General features: G+C 59.2%; 14 protein-coding genes and 1 riboswitch. Of the genes, 6 read left to right on the top strand and 8 right to left on the bottom strand.

The features are described from left to right. Nucleotides 1-138: 138 nt before the first annotated feature. From C2E15_RS07025 to C2E15_RS07015, 3 genes are read left to right on the top strand one after another with little or no spacing between them, the layout of a single operon-like run. Nucleotides 139-900: an endonuclease/exonuclease/phosphatase family protein gene (locus C2E15_RS07025; protein WP_104956734.1), complete on the top strand. Its 762-nt coding sequence runs from the start codon at nt 139-141 to the stop codon at nt 898-900. Next, nucleotides 897-2141 carry a cardiolipin synthase ClsB gene (clsB, locus tag C2E15_RS07020; RefSeq protein WP_104956733.1) on the top strand — a complete coding sequence of 415 codons (1245 nt, stop codon included), beginning with the start codon at nt 897-899 and terminating at the stop codon, nt 2139-2141. Before C2E15_RS07025 ends, clsB begins: the two co-directional genes overlap by 4 nt. Further along, nucleotides 2141-3226, top strand: coding sequence for a lysylphosphatidylglycerol synthase domain-containing protein (locus C2E15_RS07015; RefSeq protein WP_104956732.1), 1086 nt, complete (start codon nt 2141-2143; stop codon nt 3224-3226). The genes clsB and C2E15_RS07015 overlap by 1 nt, the downstream gene beginning before the upstream one ends. 679 nt (nt 3227-3905) lie before the next feature. Here the strand turns inward: C2E15_RS07015 and C2E15_RS07010 are convergent. Continuing rightward, nucleotides 3906-4616: a Bax inhibitor-1/YccA family protein gene (locus C2E15_RS07010; RefSeq protein ID WP_104956731.1), complete on the bottom strand. Its 711-nt coding sequence runs from the start codon at nt 4614-4616 to the stop codon at nt 3906-3908. Nucleotides 4617-4809: 193 nt separating this feature from the next. On the opposite strand from C2E15_RS07010, the gene C2E15_RS07005 reads away from it, so the two are divergent. Next, nucleotides 4810-6753: a methyl-accepting chemotaxis protein gene (locus C2E15_RS07005; protein ID WP_104956730.1), complete on the top strand. Its 1944-nt coding sequence runs from the start codon at nt 4810-4812 to the stop codon at nt 6751-6753. A gap of 36 nt (nt 6754-6789) precedes the next feature. Here C2E15_RS07005 and C2E15_RS07000 read toward each other — a convergent pair whose 3' ends face one another. Then, nucleotides 6790-7878: a DUF1615 domain-containing protein gene (locus C2E15_RS07000; RefSeq protein WP_104956729.1), complete on the bottom strand. Its 1089-nt coding sequence runs from the start codon at nt 7876-7878 to the stop codon at nt 6790-6792. Between the two features lie 158 nt (nt 7879-8036). Here C2E15_RS07000 and C2E15_RS06995 point away from each other — a divergent pair, with 158 nt between their 5' ends. Continuing rightward, nucleotides 8037-8831: an OBAP family protein gene (locus tag C2E15_RS06995; protein WP_104956728.1), complete on the top strand. Its 795-nt coding sequence runs from the start codon at nt 8037-8039 to the stop codon at nt 8829-8831. Here C2E15_RS06995 and moaE read toward each other — a convergent pair. From moaE to moaA, 5 genes are all read right to left on the bottom strand, one after another. Further along, complete coding sequence (moaE, locus tag C2E15_RS06990; RefSeq protein ID WP_104956727.1) at nt 8828-9280, bottom strand: molybdopterin synthase catalytic subunit MoaE; 453 nt, start codon at nt 9278-9280, stop codon at nt 8828-8830. The genes C2E15_RS06995 and moaE overlap by 4 nt on opposite strands. A 1-nt stretch (nt 9281) precedes the next feature. After that, on the bottom strand, nt 9282-9527 hold the full coding sequence (moaD, locus tag C2E15_RS06985) for a molybdopterin synthase sulfur carrier subunit (protein ID WP_104956726.1): 246 nt from the start codon (nt 9525-9527) through the stop codon (nt 9282-9284). Next, a complete protein-coding gene (gene moaC, locus C2E15_RS06980) occupies nt 9520-10005 on the bottom strand; it encodes a cyclic pyranopterin monophosphate synthase MoaC (protein ID WP_104956725.1) in 486 nt (161 codons plus the stop codon). The genes moaD and moaC overlap by 8 nt, the downstream gene beginning before the upstream one ends. 2 nt (nt 10006-10007) lie before the next feature. Next, on the bottom strand, nt 10008-10523 hold the full coding sequence (gene moaB, locus C2E15_RS06975) for a molybdenum cofactor biosynthesis protein B (protein WP_104956724.1): 516 nt from the start codon (nt 10521-10523) through the stop codon (nt 10008-10010). Nucleotides 10524-10536: 13 nt separating this feature from the next. Then, on the bottom strand, nt 10537-11526 hold the full coding sequence (gene moaA / locus C2E15_RS06970; RefSeq protein WP_167391912.1) for a GTP 3',8-cyclase MoaA: 990 nt from the start codon (nt 11524-11526) through the stop codon (nt 10537-10539). Further along, a riboswitch (molybdenum cofactor riboswitch) is annotated at nt 11513-11644 on the bottom strand. Its footprint overlaps the gene before it by 14 nt. Before the next feature lie 303 nt (nt 11645-11947). Here moaA and C2E15_RS06965 point away from each other — a divergent pair. After that, nucleotides 11948-12856: a gluconeogenesis factor YvcK family protein gene (locus C2E15_RS06965; RefSeq protein ID WP_104956722.1), complete on the top strand. Its 909-nt coding sequence runs from the start codon at nt 11948-11950 to the stop codon at nt 12854-12856. A 30-nt stretch (nt 12857-12886) separates the two neighbouring features. Here the strand turns inward: C2E15_RS06965 and uvrB are convergent, their stop codons facing one another. Then, nucleotides 12887-14908, bottom strand: coding sequence for an excinuclease ABC subunit UvrB (gene uvrB, locus C2E15_RS06960; RefSeq protein WP_104956721.1), 2022 nt, complete (start codon nt 14906-14908; stop codon nt 12887-12889). Nucleotides 14909-15142: the final 234 nt, after the last annotated feature.

Below are 15142 nucleotides of genomic sequence, written 5' to 3'. Positions count from 1 at the left end.
CGGCAGAGCCGGTGACGAATCCCCTCAATGTAACGCAAATTTCAGACAATGCCGCAAATCGCAGCGGAAGTCAGCGCCCTTTTGTGACAAAGACTACACTTTATCGGAAATCAAAACAAAAAGGAGAGCGCCCCCAGTATGTCACAAAAAGCGCAAGGATTTTCCTTTAAAGTCCTGACAATTAATACACATAAGGGTTTCACCAGTTTCAACCGGCGCTTTATTTTACCGGAGCTGCGCGAAGCGGTACGCGCGACCTCCGCCGATATCGTTTTTCTGCAGGAGGTGATGGGCACGCACGCCGTCCATCCGATGCAGGTGGAAAACTGGCCCGATACGCCCCACTACGAGTTCCTGGCCGACACGATGTGGAACGATTACGCCTATGGACGCAATGCGGTCTACCCTGAAGGCCATCACGGCAACGCCGTGCTGTCGCGCTTTCCCATCATTGATTATGAAAACCGCGATATCTCCGTCGCCGGGACGGAAAAGCGCGGCGTGCTGCACTGCCGTTTGCAGTTGCCGGAGGGCGATCGGGTGCTGCATGTGATGTGCGTGCATCTCGGTCTGCGCGACGCGCACCGCGAGGCGCAGATGAAGATGATGTGCGAAATGATCGCTGATATTCCCGCCGATGCGCCGCTGGTGGTGGCGGGTGATTTTAACGACTGGCAAACGCGCGCCAATAAGATGCTGAAGCGCTGCGCCAATCTGGATGAGGTCTTTAGCGTTAAACATGGCCGTCCTGCGCGCACCTTCCCGGCGCGTTTTCCCGTGCTGCGTCTCGATCGTATCTATGTGCGCAACGCGGAAGTGAGTCAGCCCTGGGCATTACCTGTGCGGCCATGGTCGCATCTTTCCGATCATGCGCCGCTGGCCGTGGAGATCCATTTATGACGATGAGCTGGCGCGACGGCAACCGTATTCAGCTGCTGGAGAACGGTGAACAATTTTTCCCGCGCGTATTCGGCGCGATCCAGCGGGCGCAGCATAGCGTGCTGCTGGAGACTTTTATTCTGTTTGAGGACGATGTCGGCAACGCGCTGCATCGCGAGCTGCTGGCCGCAGCGCAGCGCGGGGTGAAAATCGAGATGATGGTGGACGGCTACGGCTCGCCCGATCTGTCGGATGAGTTTGTCTCCAGCCTGACCGCGGCGGGGGTGCGTTTCCTCTATTACGACCCGCGTCCGCTGGTGATGGGCATGCGCACCAACCTGTTCCGCCGTCTGCACCGCAAGATTGTGGTGGTAGATGGCGTGATCGCCTTTGTCGGCGGCATCAATTTCTCGGCGGAACACAACACCGATTTCGGCCCGGAGGCGAAGCAGGATTACGCCATTGAGGTGAAAGGGCCGATTGTCGATGATATCGGGCGGTTCGTGCAGGAGGCGATCGGCAGCGAGGCGAATACCCATCGCTGGTGGGGCCATCGTTCGCACCGTCCGGCGGTGAACCAGAAGCCGGGCGATGCGCAGGCGCTGTTCGTTTATCGCGATAACGATGAGCATCGCGACGATATCGAGCAACACTATCTGGAGATGCTGGATAACGCCAAAGAAGATGTGATTATCGCCAACGCTTACTTTTTCCCCGGCTACCGTCTGCTGCGTGAAATGAAAAATGCTGCCCAGCGCGGGGTGCGGGTACGTCTGATTGTGCAGGGCGAGCCGGATATGCCGATTGTGAAGGTCGGTGCCGAGTTGCTTTACAACTATCTGGTGGAGGGCGGCGTCGAGGTTTACGAATATATTCGCCGCCCGCTGCACGGCAAGGTGGCGGTGGCGGACAGGCAGTGGGCGACGGTCGGCTCCAGCAATCTGGATCCGCTGAGCCTGTCGCTGAATCTGGAAGCCAATCTGATTATTCATGACCGCCAGTTTAATCAGACGCTGCGCGATAATCTGGAGCGCCTGCTGCAGGAGGATTGCGTGCGCGTGCAGGAGAATAAGCTGCCGAAGCGCACCTGGCTGCAGTTGAGCAAGAGCGTGATCGTTTTCCATTTTCTGCGCCACTTCCCCGCCATCGCCGGCTGGCTACCTGCCCATACGCCCAAAGTAAAGCAGGTGGCGCCGCCGGTGCAGCCGGAGCTGGAAACGCAGGACCGCGTCGATACCGATAAACAGGGAGTCAAATCCTGATGTCAAAAGTTCATCCAAAATGGAAACTGGCCAAGAAGATCCTGACCTGGCTATTTTTTATCGCCGTGGTGGTGTTACTGGTGGTCTACGCCCGCAAGGTTAACTGGGAAGATGTGTGGGAAGTTATCGTTAACTATAACCGCGTCGCCATCCTTAGCGCAGTGGGGCTGGTGATTATCAGCTATCTCGCTTACGGCGGTTACGATCTGATCGGCCGCGCCTATTGCGGTCATAAGCTGGCGAAGCGGCAGGTGATGCTGGTGTCGTTTATCTGTTACGCCTTTAACCTGACGCTTAGTACCTGGGTCGGCGGCGTAGCGATGCGCTACCGGCTCTATTCGCGGCTGGGCCTGAGCGGCAGTACCATTACCCGGATTTTTTCGCTGAGTATCGCCACCAACTGGCTTGGCTACATTTTGCTGGCGGGGGTGTTGTTTACCGCCGGGATGGTGCCAATTCCGCCGGGCTGGTTTATCGGCGAAGGGACGCTGCGGCTGATCGGCGGGCTGCTGGCGTTGCTGGTGGTGGTTTATCTGGCGGCCTGTGCCTTTTCCAAACGGCGTCGCTGGACGATCCGCGGGCAGAAGCTGGCGCTGCCTTCGCTGCGTATGGCACTGTTTCAGTTTGCCATTTCCTGCGCCAACTGGATGGTGATGGGGATGATTATCTGGCTGCTGTTGGGGCAGAAGGTGGATTACCCGGTGGTGTTGGGCGTGCTGTTGATCAGTAGTATTGCCGGGGTGATTATTCATATTCCGGCAGGTATCGGCGTGCTGGAGGCGGTGTTCCTGGCACTGCTGCGCGGGGAGCATGCGACGCACGGCGAGATTATTGCCGCCCTGCTCGCCTATCGCGTGCTTTATTTTATTCTGCCGCTGTTGCTGGCGTTGGTGCTGTATCTGTGGCTGGAGAGCCGTGCGAAGCATTTGCGTCAGAAAAATGAGCGTAAGATGCAGCAGCAGGATGATGCGCATCGGCAGGACGACGCGCACGCCGAGCGGCAGTTGTCTGACGCGCATCGGGCTGATGCGCAGGCCGGTGAGTCAGGGGCGTTGTTGTCCGAGCCGCGCGGCAAAGGGGTGTAGCGCCGTTATTGGCCGTTAGCCGCAGGCGCGCTGACGGCTAAGGGAAGGACGCGACTTTCGCTAAACCCCACGCTAAGTCGCGTCCGGTGCCCGGCGCACCGGGAAGAACGCGACTTTCGCTAACCTTCACGCTAAGTCGTGTCCGGCGCCCGGCGTCCGGCGCCCGCGCCGGGGGTTCAGGCCGATCGTAAAGACGCAAACCCCGTCATCCCTGACATGCTCGGCCCGCGCCATCCCTGGCGCGGGACGCTTTACTCTCCGGCCTGAACCCCCTGCGCCTTACGATTTGTGCCCGTTTGCGGCACGCATTATGCGACTCAGGCGTTTTCTTTTAGTGGATGGTTATGCTCTTCTCTGCACCCCTGCGCCTGACGTTTTATGCCCGTTTACAGCACGCGTTATGCGGCTCAGGCGTTTCTCTTTTAGTAGATGGTTATGCTCTTCTCTGAATCACTACGCCTTAAGATTTGTTCCCGTTTGCGGCACGCGTTATGCGGCTCAGGCGTTTTCTTTTAGTGGATGGTTATGCTCTTCTCTGAATCCCTGCGCCTGACATTTTATGCCCGTTTGTGGCGTGCATTATGCGGCTCAGACGTTTCTCTTTCAGGCGATAGCCGTTTACTTTGCGCCCATAAAAAAGGCCGATCCTGGGATCGGCCTTTTCACTGCGATGGGTCAATTAACGGCGGTTGCCGAAGATGCGCAGTAGCATCAGGAACAGGTTGATAAAGTCGAGATAGAGCGTCAGCGCGCCCATAATGGAGTAGCGACGCAGATTTTCCTTATCACGCACGTCAATCTGTTCGCCAATCGCTTTCAGCTTCTGCGTGTCATAGGCGGTCAGGCCGACGAACACCAGCACGCCGATATAGGTAATCGCCCACATCAGCGCCGGGCTTTTCAGCCAGAAGTTAACCAGCGAAGCAAGCAGCAGGCCAATCAGCGCCATAAACAGGATGCTGCCCATTTTGCTCAGGTCGCGCTTGGTGGTGTAGCCCCAGAAACTCATGGCGCCGAACATGCCGGCGGTCACGAAGAAGGTGCTGGCGATAGAAGAGTAGGTATAAACCAGAAAAATGCTGGCCAGCGTCAGGCCGGTCAGCGCCGAATAGAGCATAAAGAGTGCTGTCGCTAATGCCCCGCTGAGCTTATGCACCAGCCCCGACAGCACAAACACCACTGCCAGCTGAGCAATCACCAGCCCGAAGAAGGTCATTCGGTTAGCAAAAACCAGCTCCATCACCGCTGGCGTATTGGCGGCGTACCAGGAAATAAACGCCGTAAGCAGCAGGCCGCAGGTCATCCAGCCATAAACCTGCGCCATATACGTTTGCAGGCCGGTGCCGGCGCGCTGCACGATAGTGTCCTGAGAGTGTGGAAATCGATCCATATATCCCCCTGATTGTGTGAAAAATATGTTCTACAAGTGTGGCATAGATCTGGCCGGTTAGGCTATTTCTCTGTCGATATCCGCCCTTTCCGCTGCGGCGTATAAAGTTTGTGCGCTGCGTAGCCGATAACCTGAGCAGAAGGAGATTCGCTGACAGGAGGTCTTTTTACTTTTGACCTTGCCGGGGAATTTCATGTCTCATTCACTGACCACCAGGCGCAAAATGCGCACCCGTACGCTGATGCTGATCAGCGGCATGCTGACTATTTCCCTTGGTTTTATGCTGACCATCGGTTTGTTGAGCAGCCAGTCGCGTCAACAGCAACGCCAGCTGGCGCAGGATTACCTGCAGCAGATCGCCCAAGCCAACGCCCAACAGGTCCAGAACCGTTTCGACGGTGCGCTGCATGCGGCGCGCGCGCTCGCCACCGGCGCGTGGAGCCTGCATGAGGCGGGCCTGAGCGAGCGGCGTGCGCTGGATCGGCTGCTGGTCGATACGCTTAACGCCCACGGCGATTTCCTCTCGATGTCGCTGGCCTTTGAACCCAATGCCTTCGACGGCAAAGATGCCACCTTTGCCGGGCAGCCGGATCAGGATCCCGCCGGACGTTACGTACGTTACGTCGCGCGCGAAGCGGGCCGCCCTGCGCTGCACAACCTGACCGACTATGAAAAGGCGGGCAGCGGCGATTACTATCTGCTGCCGCGTCAGCGAATGAAAGAGGTGATCCTCGAACCTTATCTTTATCCCTATAACGGCGTCGACGTCATGCTGACCTCAATCGCCGCGCCGATCGTGGTAGACGGCCAGTTTAAAGGCTCAGTTACCACCGATTTCTCACTGGCGACGCTGCAAAAAGCGATTAGCGCCATCAAACCCTGGCAGGGCAAAGGCTATGCGCTGTTGCTGTCGAATGACGGTAAAGTTATCGCCGGTCCCGATGCGTCGCAGGCGGGCAAAGCCTGGACAGGAGCGCAAAACAGCGCGGCGGGCGTGCAGGAGCAGCAGGATGCCTGGCTGAAAGAGGCAGCGTTAATCAGCTGGCAGCCGATTAACGTCGGCAACAGCGGCACCCCCTGGCGACTGGCGATTGTCGCGCCGGTCAGCGAAGTGATGGCGGCGGCGAACCGTCAGCTGGTTCATGCGCTGGTGCTGATGCTGGTAAGCATCGTCGTGGTGTGCGGCGTGCTGGGGCTGATTTTCACCCGTAAAATTGCCCGCCCCATCGGCGGCGAGCCGGCAGAGGCCGCCAGCCTGGCGCTGGCGGTGGCACAGGGCGACCTGAGCCGGCCGATCAGCGTACAGACCAACGACAGCCAGAGTATTTTTTACGCCATGCAGACCATGCAACAGCAGCTGCGCAATATGGTCGGCGAGATCATGACCGCCAGCGCCTCGGTGCGCAGCGGCGCCAGCGAAATCGCCAGCGGCAACCTGGATCTCTCCTCGCGTACCGAACAGCAGGCGTCCGCTCTGCAGGAGACGGCGGCCAGCATGGAGCAGCTGACAGCCACGGTGAAGCTCAACGCCGATAACGCCCATCATGCGACTAACCTCACCGGCAACGCGACAGCGGTGGCGCAGCGCGGCGAGACGCTGGTGCGTCAGGTCGTGGAGATCATGGGCCAGATCGACGAAAGCTCACGTAAAATCGGCGATATCACCAGCATGATCAATAGTATCGCTTTCCAGACCAATATCCTCGCGCTTAACGCGGCGGTAGAGGCAGCGCGCGCCGGGGAGCAGGGACGCGGCTTCGCGGTGGTCGCCTCTGAAGTGCGCAACCTGGCGCAGCGTTCCGCCAACGCGGTAAAAGAGATCTCCGCGCTGATTGAAGAGTCGGCAGCGCGCGTCAGTAGTGGCGTTTCGCTGGTTAACGAAACCGGCCAAACCATGCAGGCGATGACTGAATCAGTCTCGGCGGTGCAGTCAATCATTGATGAGATTGTGAACGCATCCGATGAGCAGTCGCTGGGCATCAGCCAGGTAAGCGTGGCGGTCAATGAGATGGATGGCGTCACGCAGCAGAACGCCGCGCTGGTGCAGGAGATGTCCGCCGCCGCCGCCTCGCTGGAAGATCAGGCACGTCAGCTGGCGGAGACCGTTTCCACCTTCCAGCTGGAGCCGCACGCGTAACAACATAACGCCCCTGAAAAAATCAGGTTTTTTTTTTTACCGGCGCGCCATACATTGCTGATAGCGGCTGTCGACGCGCTGGGCGAACCAGGCGGTGGTCAGTTTGCGGGTGATTTTCGGGCTTTCCAGCGCAATGCCGGGCAGCATCTCGCGCGGCAGCCGACGTCCCGCCTGCTTATCCGCCAGCGTGAATACCTGCTTCCAGAGGGCGCTCTCGGCGAAATCGGGCTTCTCGCCCTTCTCCAAATCGCGGCGAATGGCGCGATCGCTCATATCCAGCTGTGCGCCGAGGGTACGCACCGCCAGTTCGGTGGCGCCCGCCTTATCGGATCCATACAGAATCAGATCGCCGTCCAGCGCCAGCTTCATGCCGGTGACGCGCGCCACCGCTGCCTGAAACGCCGCGTTGCGGCTGGCGTACCAGCCGGCGTTGAAGTCGGCGAAGCGATAAAGCGGCGCGCTGTAGTTCGCCGGATAGCCCAGCAGATGTTTCACCCCGAACCAGATGCCGCCGTGCCGGGTAAACACCTCCTGACGGATGCTGTTTTCAACCGGCCACGGGTAGCCCTGCGCGTTCGCTTCGGCAAAGGCGATGCTGACCTGCATCGGCCCGCCGGTATGGATCGGATTGAGATTGCCGAACAGCGTCTGCCCCATCGGCACCATATTGATAAAATCATCGAAGACGGCACTCAGCTCTTTTTCGGTGCGCACGCTATCGAGCCGGTCGGCATAGCTGCGGCCGTTGGGTGACTTAATCATCAGCGCGGTACGCACCAGGAAGGCCGGAATATGCAGCCGCGCCGCCCGTTTGTCGATCTCGCCCCAGGCGATTTTCGGCAGGCCGGGCACCGGCGCATCGGCGTTAAAATTGGTTTCCTGATCGGCGACGGCGATCACCGCGCAGATATGGCTGTCGCTGGGCTCAATCTTTTGCGTGCGGAAGGCGGTGGCGATATCGCCGGCCCAGTCCGCTTTTTGCCGCACGTCGGCGGGCATCAGCTTTATCACGCGCGCCTGCACCTGCTGCGGCGTTTGCTGCGGCGTCTGTGGCTGTTTGCTGGTACAGCCCGCCAGCGCCAGCAGCGCGACGAGCGGGAGTAAGCGGAAACGCTGAAATGACATACCTGTCCCTGAGTCTGATGAGAATAAGCGCACCTTACCCACTGACGCGAAAAATTGCCAGTTTTGCCCCGCTGCCCGTTACCTCGCCCCGCCGCCTTTCACTTTTCCGAATTTACGCTAACGTTAAGAATTGTTAATTGTTATTACCGGAGTAAAGAATGAAAAAGTTATGGTTGCCGGCGCTTTCAGCATTGATGCTTGCCGGCTGCGGCGCAAACAATACCCCTGCGCAGGTGCAGACCCCAGGCGCCCCGACATCAGCAAAAATGAAGCTTCTTGATACCGGTGCCGCCGCGCTGCAGTCGCGTCCGCCGATTGACGCCATCAACGCTTACCTCGATGGCTTCCATTTTTACAGCGGCGATAAAAACGGCCAGATGGAAGCGCACCACTATGTCACCATCCTGAACGACGATGTGATGCAGGCGCTGATTTATGATGGCAACACGCGCGACGCGCGTCTGATGGGGGTGGAATATATTATCAGCGAGCGGCTGTTTAAAACCCTGCCGCCGGAAGAGAAAAAACTGTGGCACAGCCACAGCTATGAGGTGAAATCAGGCACGCTGGTGGCGCCGGGCCTGCCGGACACGGCGGATAAAGCGCTGATGACCAAACTGGTGAACACCTACGGGAAAACCTGGCACACCTGGCACACCGACCGCGATAAAACCCTGCCGTTCGGTATTCCGGCGTTGATGATGGGCTTTACCGCCGACGGCCAGCTCGATCAGCGGTTGCTGAAAGATCGCGATGCGCGTTTCGGCATCGACAGCCGTAAAATGCGTCAGGAGCGCGCCGATATCGTCGCCAACCCGGTAGTTAAAGGGGCCAACGCCTGGCAGAATGGCGATCCCATTCAGCTGCAGCGCGTTAAGGGCGGCGGCGAGCATGCGCACGGCGACACCGAATTCGGCCCCTCAGAACAGACGAAGCGCCATAAAACCCCTTAATCCCAGCGGCCGGCGGCCTGCCGATCGCTGTCGCGCGCCTCAACCCAGCGGTCGCCCTGCGGCGTCGCTTCCCGTTTCCAGAACGGCGCGCGGGTTTTCAGGTAGTCCATAATAAACTCGGCCGCTTCAAAAGCCGCGCCGCGGTGCGCGGCGCTCACGCCGACAAACACGATCTCATCACCGGGAAAAAGCGCCCCAACGCGATGGATAACGCTGACCAGATGCAGCGGCCAGCGCGTACGCGCTTCCCCGACGATCTCCGCCAGCGCCTTTTCCGTCATACCGGGATAATGCTCCAGCGTCAGGGCGGAGACGTTATCGCCCAGGTTATGATTGCGCACTTTGCCGGTAAAGGTGACTATCGCGCCATCTTCATTACTGGCGGAAAGCCACTGGTACTCGTCGGCCACGCTGAACGGCGGCTGGCCGACGCGAATACGGGTCGTCATATCAGCCTCCGGTTACCGGCGGGAAGAACGCCACCTCGTCGCCATCCTGAATCGGGTGCTGCAGCGACACCAGCGTCTGATTGACCGAGGCGAGCAGCTTGCCCGGAGTGAGCGCCAGATCCCAGCGATCGCCGCGCGCGGCCAGTGCCGTCCGCAACTCTTCGACCGTGGCGTACTCTGCCGTCAGCGACAGCGCGGCGGTCTCCACCAGCTCGCGCACCTGGGCGAAGAACAGTACCTTAATCATGATCCACCGCCTGAAAATCGCCCGATTTGCCGCCGCTTTTCTGCAGCAGGCGCACCGATTCAATCACCATATCTTTCTGCACCGCTTTGCACATATCGTAGATGGTCAGCGCGGCCACCGAGGCGGCGGTCAGCGCTTCCATTTCGACGCCGGTTTTGCCGGTGAGGCGGCAAACCGACTCGATGCGCACGCGGTTTTTTTCCGGCTCGGCGGTCAGTTCCACTTCAACTTTGCTCAGCATCAGCGGATGGCAGAGCGGGATCAGCTCCCAGGTACGCTTCGCGGCCTGAATGCCGGCGATGCGCGCGGTAGCAAAGACGTCCCCTTTATGGTGACGCCCTTCGATAATCATTTGCAGCGTGGCGGGCGCCATTACGACGCACGCTTCCGCGCGCGCTTCGCGCAGCGTTTCCGCCTTGGCCGAAACGTCGACCATATGCGCCTCGCCGGCGGCATTAATGTGGGTTAATTGCGACATAGTTACGCTTTTTTCAGATGTGAAACGAACTGGCAGGGACGCGTACGGGCATCCAGCTGCTCACAGATAATGCGCTCCCAGGCGGTGCGGCAGGCGGAAGTCGAACCCGGCATGGCGAAGATCAGCGTCTGGTTGGCCATCCCGGCGACGGCACGCGACTGCAGCGTCGCGGAACCGATCTCCTCCCAGGAGAGCATACGGAACACTTCGCCAAAGCCTTCGATCTCCCGGTCGAACAGCGGCAACAACGCTTCTGGCGTGCTGTTTTTGCTGTTAAAGCCGGTGCCGCCGTTAATCAGGATCACCTGAATATCGTCGCTGGCAATCCAGCTGGAAACCACCGCACGGATGCGGTAAAGGTTGTCAGCAACAATCGCGTGGTCAAGCACCTGATGGCCCGCCTCCGTTGCCGCTTCGCGCAGATAGTCGCCTGAGGTGTCGTCGTGCGCCTCGCGACGGTCGGAAACGGTCAGTACCGCAATCCGCGTCGCCTGAAATTCCTGAGTGGCTTTGCCCATGCTTTCCTCCAGGTTAGCCGCCGATAAATGAGAGATTCTGCGTGATGCCGGTATTGCCCTGATGCAGGAAGTGCGTCTGCTTCTTGCGGCCGAGGCTGGCGGCGATGCGCGCCTGCAGCTCATCCTGCTGCGCGTCGGAGGCCAGCAGGTCGCGCAGCGGCACGCCGCCATCGCCGAACAGGCAGAGATGCAAATTGCCGACAGCGGAAACGCGCAGGCGGTTGCAGCTGGCGCAGAAATCCTTCTCATAGGGCATGATCAGACCGATTTCGCCCTGATAGTCAGGGTGGCGGAACACCTGCGCCGGGCCGTCGCTGCGGTCGCGTAGCTGGCGCTGCCAGCCTTGCATAATCAGCCGATCGCGAATGATCTCGCCGGAAATATGGTGGCGTTTAAACAGATCGCCGCCGTCGCCGGTCTCCATCAGCTCAATAAAACGCAGCTGAATGGGACGATGACGGATCCAGTCAAGAAAGGTCTGCAGGCTGCGATCGTTGACGTCGCGCATCAGTACGCTGTTGACCTTGACCTTGCTGAATCCCGCCTCAAAGGCGGCATCGATGCCGCGCATCACCTGGTGAAATTTATCCTGGCCGGTGATGGCGTGGAATTGACGAGCGTCAAGACTGTCGACGCTGACGTTGATGGAGGTCAGGCCGGCTTCGCGCCAGCGCGCCACATCGCGCGCCATGCGGTAGCCGTTGGTGGTCACCGCCAGCTGGCGGATGCCGGGGTTTTCGCGCACTGCGGCGATGATATCGACAAAATCGCGGCGCAGGCTCGGCTCGCCGCCGGTAAGGCGCACTTTTTCGGTGCCGGCGCTGGCGAACGCACGCGTGACGCGGCGAATTTCGTCAAGGGAGAGAAAGCTTTTATTGGTCGCGCCCTGCGGCTTATAGCCGTCAGGCAGACAGTAAGTGCAACGGAAATTGCACACGTCCGTGATCGACAAACGCAAGTAATAGAACTTGCGCGCATAGGAATCAGTAAATTGGTTCACCAGAACACCTTTCCAAATGGGAGATGCAGTCATTTCTTTCTGCACCCTGGCAGCTCGCGGCTGCGGCCAGTGCCCCGTATCAGATGACGTAGGCGCAAAGGCTTGAGTGTGGTTTTGCCTGTTAAACAGGAACCGACAAATAGTAGCGCTAATTGTCAGGGCATGCCACGGCCAATTTCGTTATATAAATTAATATATACCGATATTTTACCGCCTTTTCCTGCACGATCGCTGCACGTTCCCTCTGCCTGGCCGCTATATACCTTAAACGAGGCGCGAACGATGATTGCAATAAGCCGCTTCTCTTTGTTGTACTACCGCCGTCCGACGCGCCGGGCGGCGGCGGAGAGTGTTAAACGGGGCGAGAAACCATTATTCTGTGCCTGGCTGACATCCGTCGGCGTTATTCACTGTCAGGAGAGTTATGCGTAATCGTACCCTTGCGGATCTGGATCGGGTGGTCGCTCTCGGCGGCGGCCACGGTCTGGGCCGCGTCATGTCCGCCCTCGCCCCCCTCGGCTCACGGCTGACCGGCATCGTCACCACCACTGACAACGGCGGCTCGACCGGACGCATCCGACGTTCGGAAGGGGGCATCGCCTGGGGCGATATGCGTAACTGTCTGAACCAGCTGATCACCGAGCCGGGCGTCGCCTCGGCGATGTTTGAATATCGCTTTACCGGCAACGGCGAGCTGGCGGGCCATAACCTTGGCAACCTGATGCTGAAGGCGCTGGATCACCTCAGCGTACGCCCGCTGGAGGCGATTAACCTGATCCGCAATATGCTGAAAGTGGACGCCTTTCTGATCCCGATGTCGGAGCAGCCGGTCGATCTGGTGGCGACCGACAGCGAAGGCAATATGGTGTATGGCGAAACGGCGATCGACACGCTGACGCAGGCGCCGCAGGAGCTGATGCTGCATCCCAACGTGTCGCCGACGCGCGAGGCGATTGAAGCGGTGGCCGAAGCGGATCTGATCCTGATGGGGCCAGGCAGCTTTTTCACCAGCCTGATGCCGGTGCTGCTGATGGAGGAGATGGCGCAGGCGCTGCGCCGTACCCACGCGCCGCTGATTTTCATTGGCAACCTGGGCCGCGAACTTAGCCCGGCCGCCGCCGCGCTGCGGCTGGAGGATAAGCTGGCGATCATGGAAGAGACGATTGGCAAAAAAGTGATCGACGCGGTGGTGGTCGGCCCGCGCGTCGATACGCAGGGAGTACAGGACCGTCTGATTGTGCAGCAGCCGCTGGAAGCGGCCGATATTCCCTACCGCCACGACCGCCAGCTGCTGCGTCTGGCGCTGGAGCAGGCGCTGCAGGCGCTCGGCTAACGCCGCCCGCCCGTCAGGGCCCTGCTCGCCTTACGAGGCGGCGATAAAGAGTTCGCGCAGCTCGTGCAGCTGATCGCGCACCTGTGCCGCCTCTTCAAACTCCAGATTCTGCGCATGCTGCTGCATCTGCCCTTCCAGCTGATGGATTTTCTTCTGCAGCGCCTGCGGCGTCAGCGCCATATAGCTCGCCTCCGCTTCGCTTACGCTGCGGCTTGCCGGTTTGCCGCGCGTTTTCCCTTTGGTAGCGCTCTTGCCCAGTTCAAGAATATCAGTGATTTTCTTGTTCAGGCCCTGCGGCACGATGCCATGCTCGGTATTGTACTCGGTCTGCTTCTCGCGACGGCGTTCGGTTTCGCTGATGGCGCGCGCCATGGAAGGCGTGATTTTATCGCCGTAGAGGATCGCCTTGCCGTTGACGTTACGCGCCGCGCGGCCGATGGTCTGGATAAGCGAGCGCTCGGAACGCAGAAAGCCCTCTTTGTCAGCGTCAAGGATCGCCACCAGTGACACTTCCGGCATATCCAGCCCCTCACGCAGCAGGTTGATGCCTACCAGCACGTCGAACTCGCCCAGGCGCAGGTCGCGGATAATTTCCATACGCTCGACGGTATCGATATCGGAGTGCAGGTAGCGCACGCGCTCGCCATGCTCCTCCAGATATTCCGTCAGATCTTCCGCCATGCGCTTGGTCAGCGTCGTCACCAGCACACGCTCGTTGATTGCCACGCGTTTGCGGATTTCTGACAGCAGATCGTCCACCTGGGTGGTCACCGGACGCACCTCGATAATCGGATCCAGCAGGCCGGTCGGACGCACCACCTGGTCGATGATCTCGTCGCCCGATTTTTCCAGCTCATAGTTGCCCGGCGTCGCCGAGACGTAGATGGTCTGCGGCACCAGCGCCTCGAACTCCTCAAACTTCAGCGGACGGTTATCCAGCGCCGACGGCAGGCGGAAGCCATATTCCACCAGCGTCTCTTTGCGCGCGCGGTCGCCGCGATACATGCCGCCAATTTGCGGAATGGTCACGTGCGACTCATCCACCACCAGCAGGCCGTCAGCCGGCAGGTAGTCAAACAGGGTCGGCGGCGGCTGGCCCGGCCCGCGCCCGGAGAGATAGCGCGAGTAGTTCTCGATGCCGGAGCAATAGCCCAGCTCGTTCATCATCTCCAGGTCGAACTGGGTGCGCTGCGTGATGCGTTGCTCTTCCAGCAGCTTGTTATTAGCCAGCAGGTTTTTGCGGCGATCGGCCAGCTCCAGCTTGATCTCTTCCATCGCCTGTACGATGCGCTCGCGCGGGGTGACGTAGTGGGTTTTCGGGTAGATGGTGAAACGCGGCACCACCGAATCCACCTGGCCGGTCAGCGGATCGAACAGTGAGAGCCGCTCCACCTCTTCATCGAACAGCTCGACGCGCAGGGCGATATCGTCCGATTCCGCAGGGAAAATGTCGATCACCTCGCCGCGCACGCGGAAGGTGCCGCGCTGAAAAGCCTGATCGTTGCGGCTGTACTGCAGCTCGGCCAGACGACGCAAAATACTGCGCTGGTCGATGATCATGCCGCGCGACAGATGCAGCATCATTTTCAGGTAAAGATCGGGATCGCCCAGGCCGTAAATGGCCGAGACCGATGCCACCACAATCACGTCACGCCGCTCCAGCAGCGCTTTGGTGGCGGAAAGACGCATCTGTTCGATATGTTCGTTTACCGCGGCGTCTTTTTCGATAAAGGTGTCGGAGCTGGGCACGTAGGCTTCAGGCTGATAGTAGTCGTAGTAAGAAACGAAATACTCAACGGCATTGTCCGGGAAGAACTCTTTCATCTCGCCATAGAGCTGGGCGGCCAGCGTTTTGTTCGGCGCCAGCACCATGGTGGGCCGGTTAAGATCGGCGATCACGTTGGCGACGGTGAATGTTTTCCCTGAGCCGGTTACCCCCAGCAGCGTCTGGTGCGCCAGACCGTCCTCAAGCCCCTCTTTCAGACGGCGTATCGCCTCAGGCTGGTCGCCAGAGGGCTGAAAGGCGGAGTTAAGTTTAAAAGCTTTACTCATTATGAAGATCTCTGCTGAAGAATTGCACGGACAGGATGGTAATTTTACTCCGCTTCGATGATTTTTCCAGCGCGGGATACTGGATAAATAATCAGTTATTTTGCCCGATCCGCACGAAAAAGGCAAAGCAGAGATTTTAAGGCTTATCATTACACAGCGATAATATTAAGAGGTGCAATGTTATCCCCAGCCAATGTGATCCTTTAACATTTGTCAATAGGCGCAGCGTAAAAG

Origin of the sequence: Mixta gaviniae, from assembly GCF_002953195.1 — a bacterium.
Classification (GTDB): Bacteria; Pseudomonadota; Gammaproteobacteria; order Enterobacterales; family Enterobacteriaceae; genus Mixta; species Mixta gaviniae.
Note: the sequence above shows the minus strand (reverse complement) of the source record. Positions and strands in the feature narration are given on the sequence as shown.